This window comes from Candidatus Villigracilis saccharophilus (genome assembly GCF_016711665.1).
Window position 1 is genome coordinate 39,434 of record NZ_JADJSO010000028.1, and the last position, 16,201, is coordinate 55,634.

Annotated in this window: 20 protein-coding genes and 1 pseudogene; 19 read left to right on the forward strand and 2 right to left on the reverse strand. The window is 48.8% G+C overall.

Annotated features, from left to right (window positions below):
* The first annotated feature begins 109 nt into the window (after window positions 1-109).
* The 7 genes and pseudogenes from IPL17_RS10695 (at window position 110) to IPL17_RS10725 (ending at window position 3,323) form a co-directional block, all read left to right on the forward strand.
* A pseudogene (locus IPL17_RS10695) lies at window positions 110-426 on the forward strand (metalloregulator ArsR/SmtB family transcription factor).
* A 1-nt stretch (window position 427) separates the two neighbouring features.
* Window positions 428-907, forward strand: coding sequence for an SRPBCC family protein (locus IPL17_RS10700; RefSeq protein ID WP_345307079.1), 480 nt, complete (start codon window positions 428-430; stop codon window positions 905-907).
* 22 nt (window positions 908-929) lie between these two features.
* On the forward strand, window positions 930-1,520 hold the full coding sequence (locus IPL17_RS10705) for a dihydrofolate reductase family protein (protein ID WP_345307080.1): 591 nt from the start codon (window positions 930-932) through the stop codon (window positions 1,518-1,520).
* The gene (locus tag IPL17_RS10710) at window positions 1,517-1,900 is read left to right on the forward strand and encodes a VOC family protein (protein ID WP_345307081.1); all 384 of its coding nucleotides are present in this window, start codon (window positions 1,517-1,519) and stop codon (window positions 1,898-1,900) included. The genes IPL17_RS10705 and IPL17_RS10710 overlap by 4 nt, the downstream gene beginning before the upstream one ends.
* Window positions 1,900-2,286 carry a DUF1801 domain-containing protein gene (locus IPL17_RS10715; protein WP_345307082.1) on the forward strand — a complete coding sequence of 129 codons (387 nt, stop codon included), beginning with the start codon at window positions 1,900-1,902 and terminating at the stop codon, window positions 2,284-2,286. Before IPL17_RS10710 ends, IPL17_RS10715 begins: the two co-directional genes overlap by 1 nt.
* Window position 2,287: 1 nt before the next feature.
* A complete protein-coding gene (locus IPL17_RS10720; RefSeq protein WP_345307083.1) occupies window positions 2,288-2,863 on the forward strand; it encodes a dihydrofolate reductase family protein in 576 nt (191 codons plus the stop codon).
* A 1-nt stretch (window position 2,864) separates the two neighbouring features.
* Window positions 2,865-3,323: a VOC family protein gene (locus IPL17_RS10725; RefSeq protein ID WP_345307084.1), complete on the forward strand. Its 459-nt coding sequence runs from the start codon at window positions 2,865-2,867 to the stop codon at window positions 3,321-3,323.
* Between the two features lie 8 nt (window positions 3,324-3,331).
* Here IPL17_RS10725 and IPL17_RS10730 read toward each other — a convergent pair whose 3' ends face one another.
* Window positions 3,332-3,799, reverse strand: a complete 468-nt coding sequence (locus IPL17_RS10730) for a MarR family transcriptional regulator (RefSeq protein ID WP_345307085.1) — start codon at window positions 3,797-3,799, stop codon at window positions 3,332-3,334.
* A gap of 109 nt (window positions 3,800-3,908) precedes the next feature.
* Between IPL17_RS10730 and IPL17_RS10735 the strand changes: the two genes are divergently transcribed.
* On the forward strand, window positions 3,909-4,376 hold the full coding sequence (locus tag IPL17_RS10735) for a hypothetical protein (protein ID WP_345307086.1): 468 nt from the start codon (window positions 3,909-3,911) through the stop codon (window positions 4,374-4,376).
* A gap of 72 nt (window positions 4,377-4,448) precedes the next feature.
* On the opposite strand, the gene IPL17_RS10740 is transcribed toward IPL17_RS10735, so the two are convergent.
* A complete protein-coding gene (locus IPL17_RS10740; protein WP_345307087.1) occupies window positions 4,449-5,552 on the reverse strand; it encodes a transposase in 1,104 nt (367 codons plus the stop codon).
* 110 nt (window positions 5,553-5,662) lie between these two features.
* Between IPL17_RS10740 and IPL17_RS10745 the strand changes: the two genes are divergently transcribed.
* The 11 genes from IPL17_RS10745 to argH all read left to right on the forward strand — a co-directional run.
* Window positions 5,663-6,331, forward strand: a complete 669-nt coding sequence (locus tag IPL17_RS10745; protein WP_345307088.1) for a peptidase E — start codon at window positions 5,663-5,665, stop codon at window positions 6,329-6,331.
* 144 nt (window positions 6,332-6,475) lie between these two features.
* Complete coding sequence (locus IPL17_RS10750; RefSeq protein WP_345307089.1) at window positions 6,476-8,725, forward strand: excinuclease ABC subunit UvrA; 2,250 nt, start codon at window positions 6,476-6,478, stop codon at window positions 8,723-8,725.
* Window positions 8,726-8,876: 151 nt separating this feature from the next.
* Window positions 8,877-10,268, forward strand: a complete 1,392-nt coding sequence (locus IPL17_RS10755; protein WP_345307090.1) for an FAD-binding oxidoreductase — start codon at window positions 8,877-8,879, stop codon at window positions 10,266-10,268.
* 50 nt (window positions 10,269-10,318) lie between these two features.
* A complete protein-coding gene (locus IPL17_RS10760) occupies window positions 10,319-10,810 on the forward strand; it encodes a GyrI-like domain-containing protein (protein ID WP_345307091.1) in 492 nt (163 codons plus the stop codon).
* Between the two features lie 17 nt (window positions 10,811-10,827).
* Window positions 10,828-11,433 (forward strand): DUF1801 domain-containing protein, encoded by a 606-nt coding sequence (locus IPL17_RS10765; protein ID WP_345307092.1) that lies wholly within the window; start codon window positions 10,828-10,830, stop codon window positions 11,431-11,433.
* A gap of 13 nt (window positions 11,434-11,446) precedes the next feature.
* Entirely contained in the window at window positions 11,447-11,824 is a 378-nt protein-coding gene (locus tag IPL17_RS10770; protein ID WP_345307093.1) for a DUF1801 domain-containing protein, read from the forward strand.
* 15 nt (window positions 11,825-11,839) lie between these two features.
* Window positions 11,840-12,388, forward strand: a complete 549-nt coding sequence (locus IPL17_RS10775; RefSeq protein WP_345307094.1) for a DUF4287 domain-containing protein — start codon at window positions 11,840-11,842, stop codon at window positions 12,386-12,388.
* Window positions 12,389-12,407: 19 nt separating this feature from the next.
* Complete coding sequence (locus IPL17_RS10780) at window positions 12,408-12,956, forward strand: hypothetical protein (RefSeq protein ID WP_345307095.1); 549 nt, start codon at window positions 12,408-12,410, stop codon at window positions 12,954-12,956.
* Window positions 12,953-13,822 (forward strand): 5'-3' exonuclease H3TH domain-containing protein, encoded by an 870-nt coding sequence (locus IPL17_RS10785; RefSeq protein WP_345307096.1) that lies wholly within the window; start codon window positions 12,953-12,955, stop codon window positions 13,820-13,822. The genes IPL17_RS10780 and IPL17_RS10785 overlap by 4 nt, the downstream gene beginning before the upstream one ends.
* Window positions 13,823-14,168: 346 nt before the next feature.
* Window positions 14,169-15,440, forward strand: coding sequence for an argininosuccinate synthase (locus IPL17_RS10790; RefSeq protein ID WP_345307097.1), 1,272 nt, complete (start codon window positions 14,169-14,171; stop codon window positions 15,438-15,440).
* A 54-nt stretch (window positions 15,441-15,494) separates the two neighbouring features.
* A partial coding sequence (argH, locus tag IPL17_RS10795) for an argininosuccinate lyase (RefSeq protein WP_345307098.1) occupies window positions 15,495-16,201 on the forward strand: 707 nt, incomplete at its 3' end.

Below are 16,201 nucleotides of genomic sequence, written 5' to 3' on the forward strand. Positions count from 1 at the left end.
AAGGGGGTGTTCTAAATTCGATAATTCAGACCATTTTCATCTTGACAAATAAGAATATCTGTTCTAAAATCGCTTCTATAAGTAACTGAATAGTTACGCATAGGTGAGTATGAGAAGAGATGTTTTTCAGGCAATTGCAGACCCAAACCGCAGAGCCATTTTGGGTCTGCTGGCTCAACAAAGGCTGACCCTTAACGGTGTCGCCGAGAATTTTCGCATCAGCCGTCCGGCGGTTTCCGGCATATCAAGATATTGAAAGAGTGTGGGTTGGTGGTCGTCATTCCACAGGGACGCGAGCGGTATGTGGAAGCGCGGTTTGATAAATTGAGTGAAGTGAACGATTGGCTGGAGCAGTACCGCCAGTTATGGGAAGGACGATTTGGTAGATTGGATGACGTTTTAGAAAAGATGAAAAAGGAGAAATAACATGCCCTCGAAAAATAAAGTAACAGTAACTGCCGAGCCCGGCAAGCAGGAGCTTTTTATCACACGCGAATTTGATGCTCCGCGTGATTTGGTTTACAAAGCGCACATCGACCCGAAGTTATACGTGCAGTGGCTGGGTCCGCATGGATATGAAATGATCCTCGAGACTTTTGAGCCTGTCAGTGGCGGAAAATATCGTTATGTCCACAAAGATAAAGAAGGAAATGAATATGGCTTTCATGGCACATTCCATGCCATGTCTCCTGAAAACATGATCCAGACCTTTGAGTTCGAAGGATACCCGGGACACGTTTCTTTGGATTGCATGGTTCTTGAAGAGTTGCCCGGCAACAGGACAAAGGCTACGATTCATTCTGTCTTTCAGTCTATTGCTGACCGCGATGGTATGATCCAAAATGGAATGGAAAAGGGCGTGCGAGAAGGTTACGAGCGCCTTGATGATTTATTGGTAAAGATATAGTCTGAGATAAAAAGGAGAAACCATGCGAAAACTGATCGTACATCAATTCATTTCTTTAGACGGCGTCATTCAAGCCCCCGGCGGCGTGGATGAAGATACCGATGGCGGCTTCTCTCACGGCGGCTGGACCATTCCCTTTTGGCACGACGACATCGGCATGCGCTTCTCGCAAGCCATGGAAACCGCCGATACTCTTTTGCTCGGGCGCAAAACCTGGAAGACTCACGGCGACGCCTTTGAACCCATGCCGCCCGAAGAGAATCCTTTTGGCAATGTTAAAAAATATGTCGTTTCCACTACGTTGAAATCTTCGGCGGCATGGAGCAATTCCACCATCATCAGCAGCAACGTGGTCGAAGAAGTTCGCAAACTCAAGAACCAACCCGGCAAAAACATTCTTTCGGATGGCAGCAGTGTGTTAATGCACACCCTCATCGAAAACGATCTTGTGGATGAATTCTTTTTGCATGTTTACCCGCTTGTGCTGGGCGGCGGCAAGAAGTTATTTCCGGATGGAAAATACCTGCGCCTGAAGTTGATCGAATCTGCGCCTCTGCCTACGGGCGTGGTGTATCAGCATTACGAGCTTGTTCGCTCGGAGAATAATGTATGAGCCACGGATATATCTTCTTTGAAATACAAGCTGACGATGTGAAGCGAGCCGTTAGTTTTTATCGAAAGGTCTTTGATTGGAAGTTCAACCTTCAGCCCAATCTTCCCATCGAGTATTGGGATATTGAAACGGGCGGATCTCGCGGCGGCCTGCTTCAACGCCCTGCCAAAACTCCTCCGCCCGAGCATGGGACGAATGCCTTCGTCTGCTCTTTGGAAGTGGAAAACTTTGATGAGATCGCCGAGAAGATCATGAAAGGCGGCGGACAGGTTGCTCTGGAAAAATTCCCTGTCCCTGGCAGATGCTGGCAGGGATACTTCATCGACACCGAAGGCAACACCTTTGGCATCTTTGAAGTGGACGAAAAGGCAGGCGTGTAATGGCAAAGACCAATTTTCAATCAATCGATGAATACATCGCCGCCTGCCCGGAACAATCACAAAGTTACATGCAAAAAATCCGCGAGCTGATTAAGACGCTTGCTCCAGATGCAAAAGAAAAGATCAGTTACCAGATTGCGTGTCTTGAACTCAATGGCAAAAACCTGGTCCATTTCGCAGGCTGGAAACAGCATGTGTCCATGTATCCAACTCCAACTGGAACTGAAGCATTCAACAAAGCAATCGCAAAATATGCGGGCGGAAAAGGCACCACGAAATTCCCGCTGGATGAGCCGTTGCCGCTGAAACTGATTGGTCAGATTGTAAAGTTTCGTATCGCAGATAATTTGAAGAATGAAAAAATAAAAGCGGTCAAAAGAAAATAAAATGAAAAAAATCGTTGCGGTTTCACATATTACATTTGATGGCGTCATGTCAGGGCCAGCAGGCGACGAAGACAATATGATAAGTTGGGGCATGTCAGGTGTGGTTGATTCAACGCCTGATTTCCAAAATTCCTTTCAGGAATTTGACACGATTTTGCTGGGACGCATCACTTATGAAGGGCTTTCACAATTTTGGCCCACACAATCTGGTGATTTTGCGGACCTTATGAATCACACTTCAAAAATTGTTTTTTCAAAAACGCTCTCGAAAGCTGGCTGGGGCGTATTTGAAAATATATCGCTTATCAACAAAAACGTAGAGGAGGAAGTCAAAAAGATAAAAGGACAAACTGGCAAAGATATGATCATCTTTGCCAGTTCAAAACTGGTACAGAGTTTCACCAATGCTGGACTCATTGACGAATACCGCATTGTGGTGCATCCAGTTCTTTTGGGAAGCGGTAAGCGGCTATTCGATGGCATTACAGCCCGTAAAGACCTCAAGCTTGAAAGTACAAAGACATACCCAAATGGGGCAGTGTTATTGCGTTATGTTACATATCAAAAGGAGAATTAACATGAGCAAAATCACCCCGTTTTTATGGTTCGATACGCAAGCCGAAGAGGCGATGAATTTTTACATCTCTCTGTTCAAGAACTCAAAAGTCAACAACATCTCACGCGTACCTGACGGCAAAGTCTTCACGGTGGCATTTGAACTGGATGGGCAGGAATTTATGGGTTTGAATTCGGGTCCAATGTTTAAATTCAACGAAGCCGTTTCAATGTATGTGAATTGTGAAAGCCAGGCCGAAGTGGATTATTTTTGGGAGGCGTTTATGATGAATGGCGGGAAGGAGCCTAGTTGTGGTTGGTTGAAGGATAAATGGGGCTTGTCTTGGCAAATTATTCCGAAACAATTAGGTGAGTTATTGGGTGACCCTGATGCTGAAAAATCTAAACGGGTGATGGATGCGATGTTGAAGATGGAAAAGATTATTGTTGCAGACTTGAAAAAGGCGTACGACGGCGAGTGATGCGATCCCTACGGGTCTTTTTGAACTTTCTTACGTTCATCATCCCAAAGTTTTGCAAATCGTTCAAAGGCATCCGCAACGATTTCCAGTTCGCTCTCAGAGTAACTTGAGATTAATTCGTCTTGTGCCTTTCGCGCCGACTCAAACCATGATGCGGCTTTTTCAGCACTCGATGGCGCAGGAGCGATCAAAGTTCCGCGGCGGTCATTGGGGTTGGGTCGGCGTTCAATTAAGCCAGCCTTTTCGAGCCGATCCAGCATGGCGGTCGTTGCGCCAGAGGTGAGACCCGTAGACTTGGAAAGTTCAGAAGGCGATGCGACACCTTTGAAGAAGAGGAATCGCAGACATTCCATGTCGGTCACGTTGAGTCCGGCCCATTCACTCATGGCGTTTCGGAACTGCGTCAGATTAACGCCATAATCCCTGACTGCCATGAGGGCTCGTTTTTTCAGATCTGGCTTTGTTGGTTTGGTCATAGAAATTTGCCCTTGACATTGTCTTTATCTTGAAGTATCTTTATTGTAAAGATAAATTCGTTTTTATGCAAGGTGTCAAAACAACCAAAAGTTAGATAAGGAGATTCTTATGAGCCCAAAGACAGATACGAAAAAGACCACCAAGACAATTGCTGGAGGATTTACAGCCGACGAAAAAGCCGCGATGAAGGCTCGTGCTCAAGAGTTGAAGGCAGAAGCACGCGCGGGCAAGGACAGGGCAGAAGGTGAAAAAGCCATCCTTGCGGCAATCAGTGCAATGAAAGACCCAACAGATCGTTCCATGGGGAAGCGGATTCATGAGATCGTTACTGCTGCTGCGCCAGAGCTCATGCCGAAGACCTGGTATGGCATGCCCGCCTATGCCGACGCGGATGGCAAGGTCATCTGCTTTTTTCAGGCTGCAAGTAAGTTCGGTGTGAGGTATGCAACCTTCGGCTTTCAACCCGATGCGAAACTGGATGAAGGCAATATGTGGGCTGCCGCCTTCGCGTTGATAAAATTGACCTCTGCCGAAGAGGCAAAGATCATCGCGCTCGTGAAAAAATCGGTGAGTTGAGTTTGAAAACAAGTGCGAATCCTCTAGGTTCTTAAAATCGTTCTGGAGAGACATCGTAAACGAACCCCACAGCTAAAGCAGGGGGCTTTGTCCCTGAACACGAAGGTTCGAGACCATTGGCAGGTTTACTTCTGCCCTGACTGCGATATTCACAGCCGCTACTCTGTCCGCATTGCCAGAGAAGTTGCAAGCGGTACAAAGGAAAACAGATTGAGACTTACGATTGGCTTTATCAACACAACCACATTCGGGGCAGGTGCGCGAGGTGTTTCTTGGATCAACGAAGATCACAGGAACCCCCACGCGTTCGGCTTTGTACACGATGTACTGCCTCAGTTGGTAGAACGACCAATTCGCATGTCTCGCTCTCTGCTTGCGTCCTTTTACGGGAGCCTCACGGATACCGCCCAATTCTTCAAGGGCGATCGCTCGATGAGTGTCATACGCAATCTGTACGAGAATTTTGCTAATTCTATGGTTGGTTGTTTTTTGAAAACGGGATTGAACGCCAGATATTTTCTTGAGTTTTCGTGTGGCGGATTTGGTCTGTTTCTTTTGCAAATTGCTTCTGCGATGTCCAAACTTTCGGCGGTTATCTTCGATCGCCGCGCCGCTGAACCCGCCACCGTCCGAAGTTGCGGCGATCTGGACAAGACCCAGATCCACCCCCAACACCCCTTCCACGTCAATTGGCTTGGGTGTCTCCACCTCGCAGACAACCATCAGGTAAAACTTGCCTTTGACCAGACACAAGTCGCTTTCCCCATGCTGGCCTTTGAGCAATTCAAGCTGGCGTTTTCCGCAGGCAAAGGACATCTTTTGTCTGCCCTCTACTGTCCAGAGGCTCAACTCCATCCTGTCCAGTTTGCAGGTCAGGATGCGGTCATCAAAAGCGATCGCGCCATGCGGCTTGAAAGTACGTTTGACTTTTCTATCCAGCTTATAAGCATCTGCAACTTTCGAGATGCAACGCACAACCACCTGTGCGGTCAAGCCAAACATTTCCTTGACAGCGTAATACGTAAGTTTGTGGATTGGAAATTGTTTGAATGTCTGACTCTCCCACGCCTGTTCGCTGATGTAATTGCAGGCGGCGTTTGCAACCTCAAGAGTTTTACGAAGGGCTTGCGCTTGTTCAGGCGTAGGCAGGAGTTTTATTTGAGCGATCAATTTCATGGCGTGATTATACCGCAACTTCAATCTATTGAAACTGCTCTAGCGAAAGTACATCGCCAGCGGCTATCCCTCTCCACTGCTAAAGCAGGGAGTTTCTTGCCGAGGTCTCGATGAAATTTTTGCTTACCTCAGCTGGTATCAAGAATGCAAGTATCCAGACAGCGTTGGTCGATCTGTTGGGCAAACCGATTGCCGAGTCCAGCGCCCTTTGCATTCCCACCGCCATCTATCCTTTCTCCGTCGGACCTTCAATGGCCTACCGTTTCATCAGCGGATTAGGTCCCAGCCCCCTGACCGAATTGGGTTGGAAATCGTTGGGCGTGCTGGAGCTCACGGCCCTACCCAGCATCAAGAGAGAGAATTGGGTCACTCCTGTCGAGGAGGCTGATGCCCTGTTGGTGTTTGGCGGCGATGTCCTGTATCTGTGCCGCTGGATGCGAGAGTCTGGACTGGCAGAACTCCTGCCGTCGCTGCGTAAGACGGTTTACGTGGGGGTGAGCGCTGGCAGCATGGTGACGGCACCTATTTTTGGAGAGACGTACGATGACCCCAATGCGCCCTTTGTCATCGAGCAGGGGCTGGGCCTGGTTGACTTTGCGTTGCTTCCGCATCTGGATCACGAGAACCACCCCGAAAGTTCCACGGCCAAAGTAGAAAGAATGGCTGCCAAGGTACCAGTGCCAACCTACGGGATTGACGATCAGACCGCCATCAAAGTGGTGGATGGCGTTGCCGAAGTTATTTCTGAGGGACATTGGAAACGGTTTATGCCCCAATAGAGCGGTGAGTTGAGAATCGTTTTTGCCTTGACTGTTTAGAATAAACGTTCTAAAATATTTAGACATTTTATCTGGGTGGGTGAAAGCCTTGCTTTTGCCCACCCAATGCGTTAACCATTCGGCAGAGATTTCAGAGGAGAGACCATGCCCCAGGAATATATTGAGATTCGCGGCGCACGCGAAAATAACTTGAAGAATGTGTCTTTGCGAATCCCCAAACGAAAAATAACCATCTTTACCGGCGTATCCGGCTCGGGCAAATCTTCGATTGTGTTCGATACGATTGCCACTGAGTCACAGCGCCTGCTAAACGAAAACTTCAGCATGTTCGTGCGGAACTTCCTGCCAAAGTATGCCCAGCCTGAAGCGGATTCCATCGAGAACTTGAGCATGTCCATCGTGGTGGATCAGAAGCGGATGGGCGGCGGTTCACACTCGACCGTGGGCACGATCACCGACATCAACACGATCCTGCGCATGATGTTCTCGCGCATCGGACAGCCGCATGTGGGACCCACTAATGTCTTTGGTTTTAACGACCCGCAAGGGATGTGCCCGAACTGCAACGGACTTGGTCGTAAACTGGATGTGGATATGGACAAGTTTTTGGATACATCCAAATCTTTGAATGAAGGCGCGATTCTGTTTCCTGAATACAATGTGGATAGTTGGGGCTGGAGCAATTTGATCAATACAGGTTTATTCGACCCTGATAAGAAAATTTCCAAATACACCCAGAAGGAATTGCACGACCTTTTATATAGCGAGCCGATCAAAGTCAAGACCAAGATGGGGGCAAAAGATTTCAACCTGACCTACGAAGGCATTATCAACCGCTTTACCAACAAGTACATCAAACAGGATCTAAAAACCAAGTCTGAGCGCACTCAAAAATCGATTGAGCCATTTATGACAATGGGTCCCTGTTCCGAATGCAACGGCGCGCGATTGAACAAGACCATCCTGAAATGCAAGATCAATGGCTACAACATCGCCGACCTGACGAGCATGGAAATCCCTGAATTGATCGAAGCCGTGAAAACGATCAAAACACCCGCCGCCGAGCCAATCGTCAAAGCGCTTCTCGAACGGTTACAGAATATCGTGGACATTGGCTTGGAATATCTCAGCCTCGACCGTGAGACGGATACATTATCAGGCGGAGAGTCACAGCGCGTAAAAATTGTGAAACACCTCGGCAGCAGCCTGAGCGATGTCATCTATATCTTCGATGAGCCGAGCGTGGGACTGCATCCACGGGATGTGCATCGCATGAATGAGTTACTGCAGAAACTGCGTGACAAGGGCAACACGGTCATCGTCGTGGAGCATGACCCTGACGTGATCAAAGCCGCAGACCATGTCGTGGATGTGGGTCCGCTCGCGGGTCCGCATGGAGGCGAGATCGTCTTCGAAGGCAGTTATGCGAATTTGCTCAAGGCGAACACGATCACGGGCAAACACATGCAGCAATCCGTGCCGATCAAGGGAGAGTTCCGCACGCCGACGGGTAAACTGCCGATCAAGAATGCGAAGGTCAACAATCTGCAAAACGTCAGTGTGAACATTCCAACGGGCGTGCTGACCGTGGTGACGGGCGTGGCAGGGTCTGGGAAAAGTTCGCTTATCAATGAAGTGTTTCAACATCAACATCCAGATGCGATCGTGATCGACCAATCGGCTGTCGGAGTCAACAGCCGATCCAATCCCGCCACGTACACGGGCATCCTGGATGATGTGCGCAAGGCGTTTGCATCCGCGAACAAGGTGCAGGCTTCGCTGTTTAGTTTCAACTCGAAGGGCGCGTGTGAAAACTGTCAGGGGCTGGGCGTGATCTATACCGAGTTGTCGTTTTTCGATAGCGTCAAATCGCCCTGCGAAGTTTGTGAGGGCAGGCGCTTCAAAGATGAAGTGTTGGAATATAAACTGAACGGAAAAAATATTTCAGAAGTCTTGTCCATGAATGTTGAAAAGGCGCTGGAGTATTTTGATCTTCCAGAAGTGAAGAAGAAATTACAAGCCATGAGCGACGTCGGTTTGGATTATCTCGGACTCGGCCAACCATTGAGCACGCTTTCGGGCGGTGAATGTCAACGCATCAAACTCGCCAGCGAGCTACACAAAAAAGGAAGCATCTATATCATGGATGAGCCGACCACTGGCTTGCACATGTCCGATATCGGTCACCTCATGCAAGTCATTGACCGTTTGGTCGATACGGGCAACACGGTCGTTGTCATTGAACATAATCTGCACGTCATCAAGAACGCCGACTGGATCATTGACATGGGCCCCGAAGGCGGCAGCAAAGGCGGTAAGGTCATGTTTGAAGGCACGCCAAAAGAATTGTTGAAGGCGAAACAATCGCTTACGAGTGAGTATTTACAAAATTAATTAATCAAGGTCGCCAGGTTGATCTCGAAAACACCCCTCACTCCGATTGTCGTGTCTTTCGATTGAAGAGTCTTTCCCCTCTCCCATTGGCAGAAGGCAGGGTGGGGGGCTGAAAATTTGACAGACCAACTTTAGAAATAAGGAGAGAAAAATGAAAATCAAATCCAACCTGATTGATCAAATTGTCCCTTCCATTTCAGAACTGCGCGCGCTATTCAACGGACGGGTTATTGCCCCTGATGACCCGCGCTATGAACAGGCGCGTACTGTCTTCTACGGCGGAATTGACTGTCACCCCGCGGCGATCGTTCGAGTGGCAGATGCGGGCGATGTCTCTCGTCTTGTCTCAGTGGCGCGCGAGGCTGGGATCGAGCTTGCCATTCGCAGCGGCGGACACAGCAACGCAGGTCACAGCACCACCGAAGGCGGCATCGTCCTTGATCTTTCTGCGATGAAGGATCTGCAGATCAATGTTCAGGATAAAACTGCCTGGGCTGAAGCGGGATTGACCGCTGGCGAGTATGTTGTTCAAACAGCCGCCTACGGTCTCACCACAGGCTTTGGCGATACAGGCACGGTCGGTCTTGGCGGCATCACGCTCGGCGGCGGTGTCGGTTATCTCGTGCGCAAGCATGGCCTCACAATTGACAATCTGCTGGCCGCCGAGATTGTGACCGCCGATGCTCAACTCCTGCATGTGGATGATCAGAATCATCCGGATCTATTTTGGGCGATCCGCGGCGGCGGCGGAAACTTTGGTGTTGCAACCCGTTTCAAATTCCATTTGCATGAACTGGATAAAGTACTGGGCGGGATGCTTTGCCTGCCTGCAACTGCGGACACTATCGCCTCTTTCTTAAAGGAAGCTGATTCTGCGCCGAACGAACTTTCCACCATCCTGAACATTATGACCGCGCCGCCTATGCCATTCCTTCCAGCAGATATGCATGGCAAGGTGGTCATCATGGCGATGATGGTCTATGCTGGCGATATTGAAATGGGGGAGCAGGTGATTTCAAAATTCCGTTCCATTGCCACACCCTATGCGGATATGATCCGCCCGATGACCTACCCCGAAATGTTCCCTCCCGAAGAAGGCGGTGATTATCACCCCGTCGCAGCGGGACGCACCATGTTTATTGACCATGTCACCCGTTCTGAAGCGGAGATGATCTTGAATCGCCTTCAGAGTTCGAGTGCCTCAATGGCTGTGACCCAGCTACGGGTATTGGGAGGCGCGATGTCCCGCGTTCGAGCAGATGCAACAGCGTTCGCTCATCGCAATTCGCGGATCATGGTCAACCTTGCCGCGTTGTATGAAAATCCCAATGAAAAGAGAATCCATGAAGCCTGGGTAACGGAATTCGCTTCGGCCCTGCGCCAAAGTGATAACGGTGCATACGTCAACTTCCTTGCGGATGTGGATGAGGCGCAAGTCCGCGCCGCGTATCCAAACGGGACCTGGGAGCGGCTCGCTGCCATCAAAGCCCGCTACGACCCTGATAACTTTTTCCACCTCAATCAGAATATCCCGCCAAAGTAATAAAAGAGCATAGCTCTTAAATTTATACATCTTATTAAGGAGAGTGAACCATGAATGTAGAACCAAAATTGGAACATCGTAAGGAACAACCTTATGTGGCAGTCCGCGCTCAGGTGGGAATACCCTTTGGCGATGTGCTTGGAGGATTTTGGGATGAAGCAAATGCCTTTTTAGCTAGCAAGGGATTGACGCCCTCTGGTCCGCCTTTTATTCGTTATCTCACCACAGACATGGAAAAGAAACTTGATATTGAAGTTGGCTTTCCAGTTGCGAGCAGGATAGATGGAAACGACCGCATTACAACAGGTGTCCTTTCCGAAGGTCAGTACGCTGTATTCTTATATTTCGGACATTACGACAACTTAGTGGCTGTGACTGCTGAATTTCTGGCTTGGGCAGAAAAAAATAAGATCACCTGGCAAACTACAAAAGAAGATGGAGTTGAATGGTGGGCGGGACGAATTGAATGGTATCCGACTGACCCAGATACTGAGCCAGACCCGCAAAAGTGGCAGACAGAACTTGCATTTCTAGTTAAATAAAAAATGTAGGAACTTGAATGAAACAAGACAATCAAAATAAAAATGATTTTCCGAAAATTGGAGCCCCAGCCACGCGAGCGTTGGAAGCGGCAGGATATTCCAGCCTTGAGCAATTGACCAAGATCACCGAAGCGGAGTTGGGTCAACTGCATGGGATGGGACCGAAGGCGCTTGGCATATTGCGCGAGACGCTCAAGGAAAAAGGATTGTCGTTTAAGGCAGACTCGACGAACGACACACCGAAAAAGAAGAAGGGATCGCCCGTCAGCCGCACGGATAAGGTGAATGAATTTCTTGAGAATCTCAGTCACCCGCTCAAGGCGGAGGTGGAAGCGGTGCGGTCCATCATCAAGGGTGTGAATAAAGACATCAACGAAGAAATTAAATGGAATGCTCCATCCTTCAATTACAAAGGGGAGTATCTTGTGACCTTTAATCTACGGGAGGAGGAACGCATTCATCTTGTGTTTCATAATCCACAGATTTCAAAGGTCAAGAGCAAATTGTTGGAAGGCGAATACGTGGACAGACGCATGGCTTATTTTGCAGACATGAAGGATATTAAGGCGAAGAAGTCCTTGCTGGAAAAAGCGTTGAAGGATTTGATCAAGTTGCAAAAATAAGGAGAATTTATTAATGGCACTGTCTCCCTCACAAGAGATCGATAAATTTATAAACGACCTCACCGATTGGCGCGGAAAGTGGATCAAGCAATTTCGTGCGCTGATTCTGAAAACTGCTCCCGAAGTTGCCGAAGATTGGAAGTGGGGTGTTCCCGTGTGGACGTGCAAAGGCAATGTGGTGGCATCGGGCGTTTTCAAAGACCATGTGAAACTCAATTTTTTCAAAGGCGCATCCCTGCCAGACCCGAAAAAATTATTTAACGCAGGCTTGGATGCCAAGGCCACGCGCGCGATTGATATTGCAGAAGGCGATAAGCTTGATGAAGCAGCACTTAAAGATCTTATCCGTGCGGCGGTTGACTTCAATGCTTCTGGCGGCAAGAAGAAATAACTATAGGAGAACTCGATGACATATCAAGCCTATCTCGACAATATAAAAGCCAAAACAGGCAAGACGCCCGATGATTTTCGTAAGCTGGCAGCCAAAAAGGGACTGACAAAATATCCCGAATTGATGGTTTGGCTCAAGTCAGAATTTGAACTGGGGCATGGTCACGCGAATGCGATTGCTCATGAGATCGTAAATGTGGATACGCCCAAAGCCACACAGGATGAAGCGATTGCCAAATTATTCTCAGGCAGGAAGGAAAAGTGGCGCGGCGCGTATGATGTTCTTGCCGCGAGAATTGCCAAGTTCGGGGCGGATGTTACCGTGGGTACTACCAGCACATATGTCAGCCTTTTGCGTAACGGGAAAAAATTTGGCATTGTCATGCCTTCTTCCATCGAACGAATGGATATCGGCATCAAATTTAAAGGTGTTCCACCCACTGCGCGGCTCGAAGCGTCTGGAACGTGGCACAATATGGTCACCCATCGAGTACGCCTCACAGATCCAAAACAAATAGATAAAGAACTGCTTGCCTGGTTGAAGCAGGCCTATGATGCTGCATAATTGAAAATAGAGGTGTCTCATGGATAAAATCATTCGAACGCATTTGGATAATATCCGCTCGGACGATGGCCAGATTCAATTCAAAGCCTATGATTATTTAATGAAAGAGACCGAGCAGCCCGTGGATTGGGCATACGAGGCGTGGGAGGAAATTGTGGAAGGGTTGACTCACAAGGATAACCACGTGCGTGCGATCACGTCCCAAATCCTGACATACCTTGCGAAGAGCGACCCCAGGGGCAGGATTTTCAAAGACTATGATAAATTACTCAATGTAACAAAAGATGAACGCTTCGTCACGGCGAGGCATTGCATGCAGTCGCTGTGGAATGTGGCTGTTGTTGGCAAGAAACAGCAAAAGCTGTATCTGGATGGGATGGAAAAACGATTTAAGGAATGTGTGACCGAAAAGAACGGCAAGTTGATCCGCTATGATATTTTGGTCTCGATGCGAAATGTCTACAACGAAGTTGGGGATGAATCGATTCGGGAAAAAGCGCAGGCGTTGATCGCCTCTGAAACAGATGTGAAGAACCAAAAGAAGTGCGCAGGAGTTTGGAAGAAATGAAGATCCATTTGGTTGATGGCACGTATGAATTATTCCGCGCTCATTTTGGTGCGCCGCCCAAAAAATCTCTCAGCGGACAGGAAGTCGGCGCAACACTTGGGCTGATTCGAAGCATGATGTTGCTGCTAAATGACCCCGAAGTGACACATGTTGCAGTTGCCTTCGACCATGTTATCGAGTCGTTTCGCAATAAGATGTTTGCGGGGTACAAATCAAGTGAAGGCGTTGACCCTATTATCTTGAATCAATTTCCACTGGCTGAGGCGGCGGTCAAAGCCTTGGGGTTGGTGACCTGGCCCATGGTCAAGTTTGAAGCGGACGACGCGATTGCGGCGGCAGTGGCGAAGTTCAAGAAGATCAAGTCAGTGGAGCAAGTTATCATTTGTTCGGTGGATAAGGATCTGACGCAAATGGTGGAGCGTGACAAAGTCGTTTGTTGGGACCGCCGTCGCGAAATTGTTTTGGATGAAAAAGGTGTGATTGAAAAATTCGGCGTCAGCCCTGAATCCATTCCTGATTTTCTAGCATTGGTAGGTGACTCTGCTGATGGCTACCCAGGCATTCAAGGTTGGGGAGAGAAATCTACTTCGACGGTGCTGGCGAAGTACAAACACATCGAGGGAATTCCCAATGACCCGAATAAATTAGGACTGGGTCTTGGTCGTGCCACGACCTTGCTTGAGAATCTAAAAAACAATTACAAAGATGCTTTGTTATTCAGAGAACTATCCACGCTTCGAGAAGATGTTCCGCTGAAAGAAGGCCTCAAAGATTTGGAATGGAAAGGGGCACTTCCGAGGTTGAAGAAGCTTTGTCAGGAGTTAAGAGACGAGCGCATCCCAGAACGTGTTACTAAATGGCGTTAGTTACATTCGTTGTAACTATAAGAGTACCCATTTGGGTACTCTTAAAAATTGACTTTCAAAAACCATTGACTCATTTCATATTTCGAGTAGAATACCGCCCAACATGTTTAGCTTTTTTGCACTCCCGCGTACACGTCGTCCGAAACCCACTTCTTTGAGAAGGTTGGGAGTTTTTTGTTTTGACGGCAGAGCAAACGCAAACGTGCGCTAAGTAATAAGCACAAGTCAATCCAAAACAGCCATCCTTCTGGGGTGGCTGTTTTTATTTTCACTCTGGAGTTCCAAGACCTGCTCCCGCAATTTCCGAAGCGAGCTTTGGAACTCCAAATTAACCAAGGAGAAATAAATGAACCCGCAATCAAAACCGCAAGTGAAGAAAGTTGTCCTCGCCTATTCAGGCGGACTGGATACGTCTGTGATCGTGCCCTGGCTGAAAGAAAACTACGGCTGTGAAGTGGTCTGCTTTTGTGCAGATGTGGGACAGGGTGATGAAGACATGCGCGGACTCGAACAGAAAGCTATCAACAGCGGCGCGAGCCAGTGCATCATCCATGACATGAAGGAAGAGTTTGCTGCTGAATATCTTTTTCCAATGCTGAAGGCGGGGGCGGTTTATGAACACAAGTATTTATTGGGCACATCGGTGGCCCGTCCATTAATTGCAAAACATCTTGTTGATGTCGCGCACGAAGTCGGCGCAGATGCAATTTCACACGGCGCAACTGGCAAGGGGAATGATCAGGTACGTTTTGAATTAACCGTCATGGCGCTTGACCCACGCCTCAAAATTATCGCTCCGTGGCGTGAATGGAGCATTCGCTCCCGCGAAGATGCGATTGCGATGGCGGCGAAATACAACATTCCTGTCACCGCCACCATCAAATCCATTTACAGCCGTGACTCAAACCTCTGGCATCTTTCGCATGAGGGCGGCCTGCTCGAAGACCCGTGGAATGAACCTGAAGAATCCATGTTCCAAATGTCGACTTCACCTGAGAACGCTCCCGAAGAAGGAGCATATGTTGAGATCGAATTTGAAAGCGGTAATCCGATTGCAGTAAATGGCGAAAAGCTTTCTCCTGCGAAGATCGTTGAAACGTTAAATGCCATTGGCGGCGCGCACGGCATTGGCCGCGTTGATCTTGTTGAGAATCGCCTCGTGGGTATGAAGTCTCACGGCGTGTATGAAACTCCCGGCGGCACCATTTTGCTGTATGCGCATCGCGAACTCGAGTCACTTGTGCTTGACCGCGAGACCATGCACTTCAAAGAAATGGTCGCCGTGAAATATGCTGAAGTCACATACAACGGCCTTTGGTTCACACCTTTGCGCGAAGCGATTGACGCCTTTGTCAATTCCACGCAGGGGCCTGTCACTGGTCTGGTGCGCCTCAAACTTTACAAGGGCAACATCATCACTGCTGGCAAGAAATCTCCGTTCAGTTTGTATCGCGAGGATTTCGCCACCTTCGGCGAAGAAGATGTCTACGATCAGAGTCACGCCGAGGGCTTCATCCGCCTGTATGGCCTCAGCATGAAAGTCCGCGCGATGAACGGCCTGCCTGTTTCCGGCCTCGATATGCCGAAACCTGATTATTCGAAATTCAAAAGGGATTAGAGAATAGTAATTGGTAAATGGTAATTACCATTTACCAATTACTAAGGAGATTTTATGACCCTCTGGGGCGGACGCTTTTCCACCAAACTAAACGATCAAGCCTGGGACTTGAATTCATCCCTGCCCGTTGACCAGCGCATGGCGATTCAGGACGTGGATGGTTCCATCGCGTGGGCGAATGCGTTGCACAGGGCAAATATTCTTTTGGATGAAGAATACGCCTCGATCTCACTCGGGCTTGCTACTGTCAAAAAAGAATTCGCTTCGGGCGAGTTTATCTTCGTCCCCTCCGATGAAGATATCCACACTGCCGTTGAGCGCCGCCTCACCGAGTTAATCGGTGTGACCGCAGGGAAACTCCACACTGGAAGAAGCCGCAACGACCAAGTTGCTACTGATTTCAGGTTGTGGATGTTACAGGCAATACCCGAACTGCTTTCAGCTTTCAGCCTTCTGCAATCAGCTCTTGTTGAGCAGGCTGAACTCGCAGGTGAGACCATCATGCCTGGCTACACTCACTTGCAGCGTGCCCAACCGATTCTGCTTTCGCATTGGTGGCTGAGTCACTACTGGCCGCTCGAACGTGACCGCGAGAGACTGAATGACCTGAATAAACGAGTTTCTATCTTGCCGCTCGGTTCTGGCGCACTTGCTGGCACACCCGTCCCTGTCGACCGCGCCGCGTTGGCTGAGTCGCTTGGCTTTGCAGTCGCTTCCCAAAACAGCCTCGACTCTGTTTCAGATAGAGACTTCGCCGCTGA

Coding starts and splice junctions, on each gene's coding strand:
- IPL17_RS10760 (WP_345307091.1), top strand. CDS start 10,319: ATGAATGTAGAACCAAAATTGGAACATCGTAAGGAACAACCTTATGTG.
- IPL17_RS10775 (WP_345307094.1), top strand. CDS start 11,840: ATGACATATCAAGCCTATCTCGACAATATAAAAGCCAAAACAGGCAAG.
- IPL17_RS10740 (WP_345307087.1), bottom strand. CDS start 5,552: ATGAAATTGATCGCTCAAATAAAACTCCTGCCTACGCCTGAACAAGCG.
- IPL17_RS10765 (WP_345307092.1), top strand. CDS start 10,828: ATGAAACAAGACAATCAAAATAAAAATGATTTTCCGAAAATTGGAGCC.
- IPL17_RS10745 (WP_345307088.1), top strand. CDS start 5,663: ATGAAATTTTTGCTTACCTCAGCTGGTATCAAGAATGCAAGTATCCAG.
- IPL17_RS10725 (WP_345307084.1), top strand. CDS start 2,865: ATGAGCAAAATCACCCCGTTTTTATGGTTCGATACGCAAGCCGAAGAG.
- IPL17_RS10705 (WP_345307080.1), top strand. CDS start 930: ATGCGAAAACTGATCGTACATCAATTCATTTCTTTAGACGGCGTCATT.
- IPL17_RS10700 (WP_345307079.1), top strand. CDS start 428: ATGCCCTCGAAAAATAAAGTAACAGTAACTGCCGAGCCCGGCAAGCAG.
- IPL17_RS10720 (WP_345307083.1), top strand. CDS start 2,288: ATGAAAAAAATCGTTGCGGTTTCACATATTACATTTGATGGCGTCATG.
- IPL17_RS10735 (WP_345307086.1), top strand. CDS start 3,909: ATGAGCCCAAAGACAGATACGAAAAAGACCACCAAGACAATTGCTGGA.
- IPL17_RS10750 (WP_345307089.1), top strand. CDS start 6,476: ATGCCCCAGGAATATATTGAGATTCGCGGCGCACGCGAAAATAACTTG.
- IPL17_RS10710 (WP_345307081.1), top strand. CDS start 1,517: ATGAGCCACGGATATATCTTCTTTGAAATACAAGCTGACGATGTGAAG.
- IPL17_RS10780 (WP_345307095.1), top strand. CDS start 12,408: ATGGATAAAATCATTCGAACGCATTTGGATAATATCCGCTCGGACGAT.
- IPL17_RS10770 (WP_345307093.1), top strand. CDS start 11,447: ATGGCACTGTCTCCCTCACAAGAGATCGATAAATTTATAAACGACCTC.
- IPL17_RS10790 (WP_345307097.1), top strand. CDS start 14,169: ATGAACCCGCAATCAAAACCGCAAGTGAAGAAAGTTGTCCTCGCCTAT.
- IPL17_RS10785 (WP_345307096.1), top strand. CDS start 12,953: ATGAAGATCCATTTGGTTGATGGCACGTATGAATTATTCCGCGCTCAT.
- IPL17_RS10730 (WP_345307085.1), bottom strand. CDS start 3,799: ATGACCAAACCAACAAAGCCAGATCTGAAAAAACGAGCCCTCATGGCA.
- IPL17_RS10715 (WP_345307082.1), top strand. CDS start 1,900: ATGGCAAAGACCAATTTTCAATCAATCGATGAATACATCGCCGCCTGC.
- IPL17_RS10755 (WP_345307090.1), top strand. CDS start 8,877: ATGAAAATCAAATCCAACCTGATTGATCAAATTGTCCCTTCCATTTCA.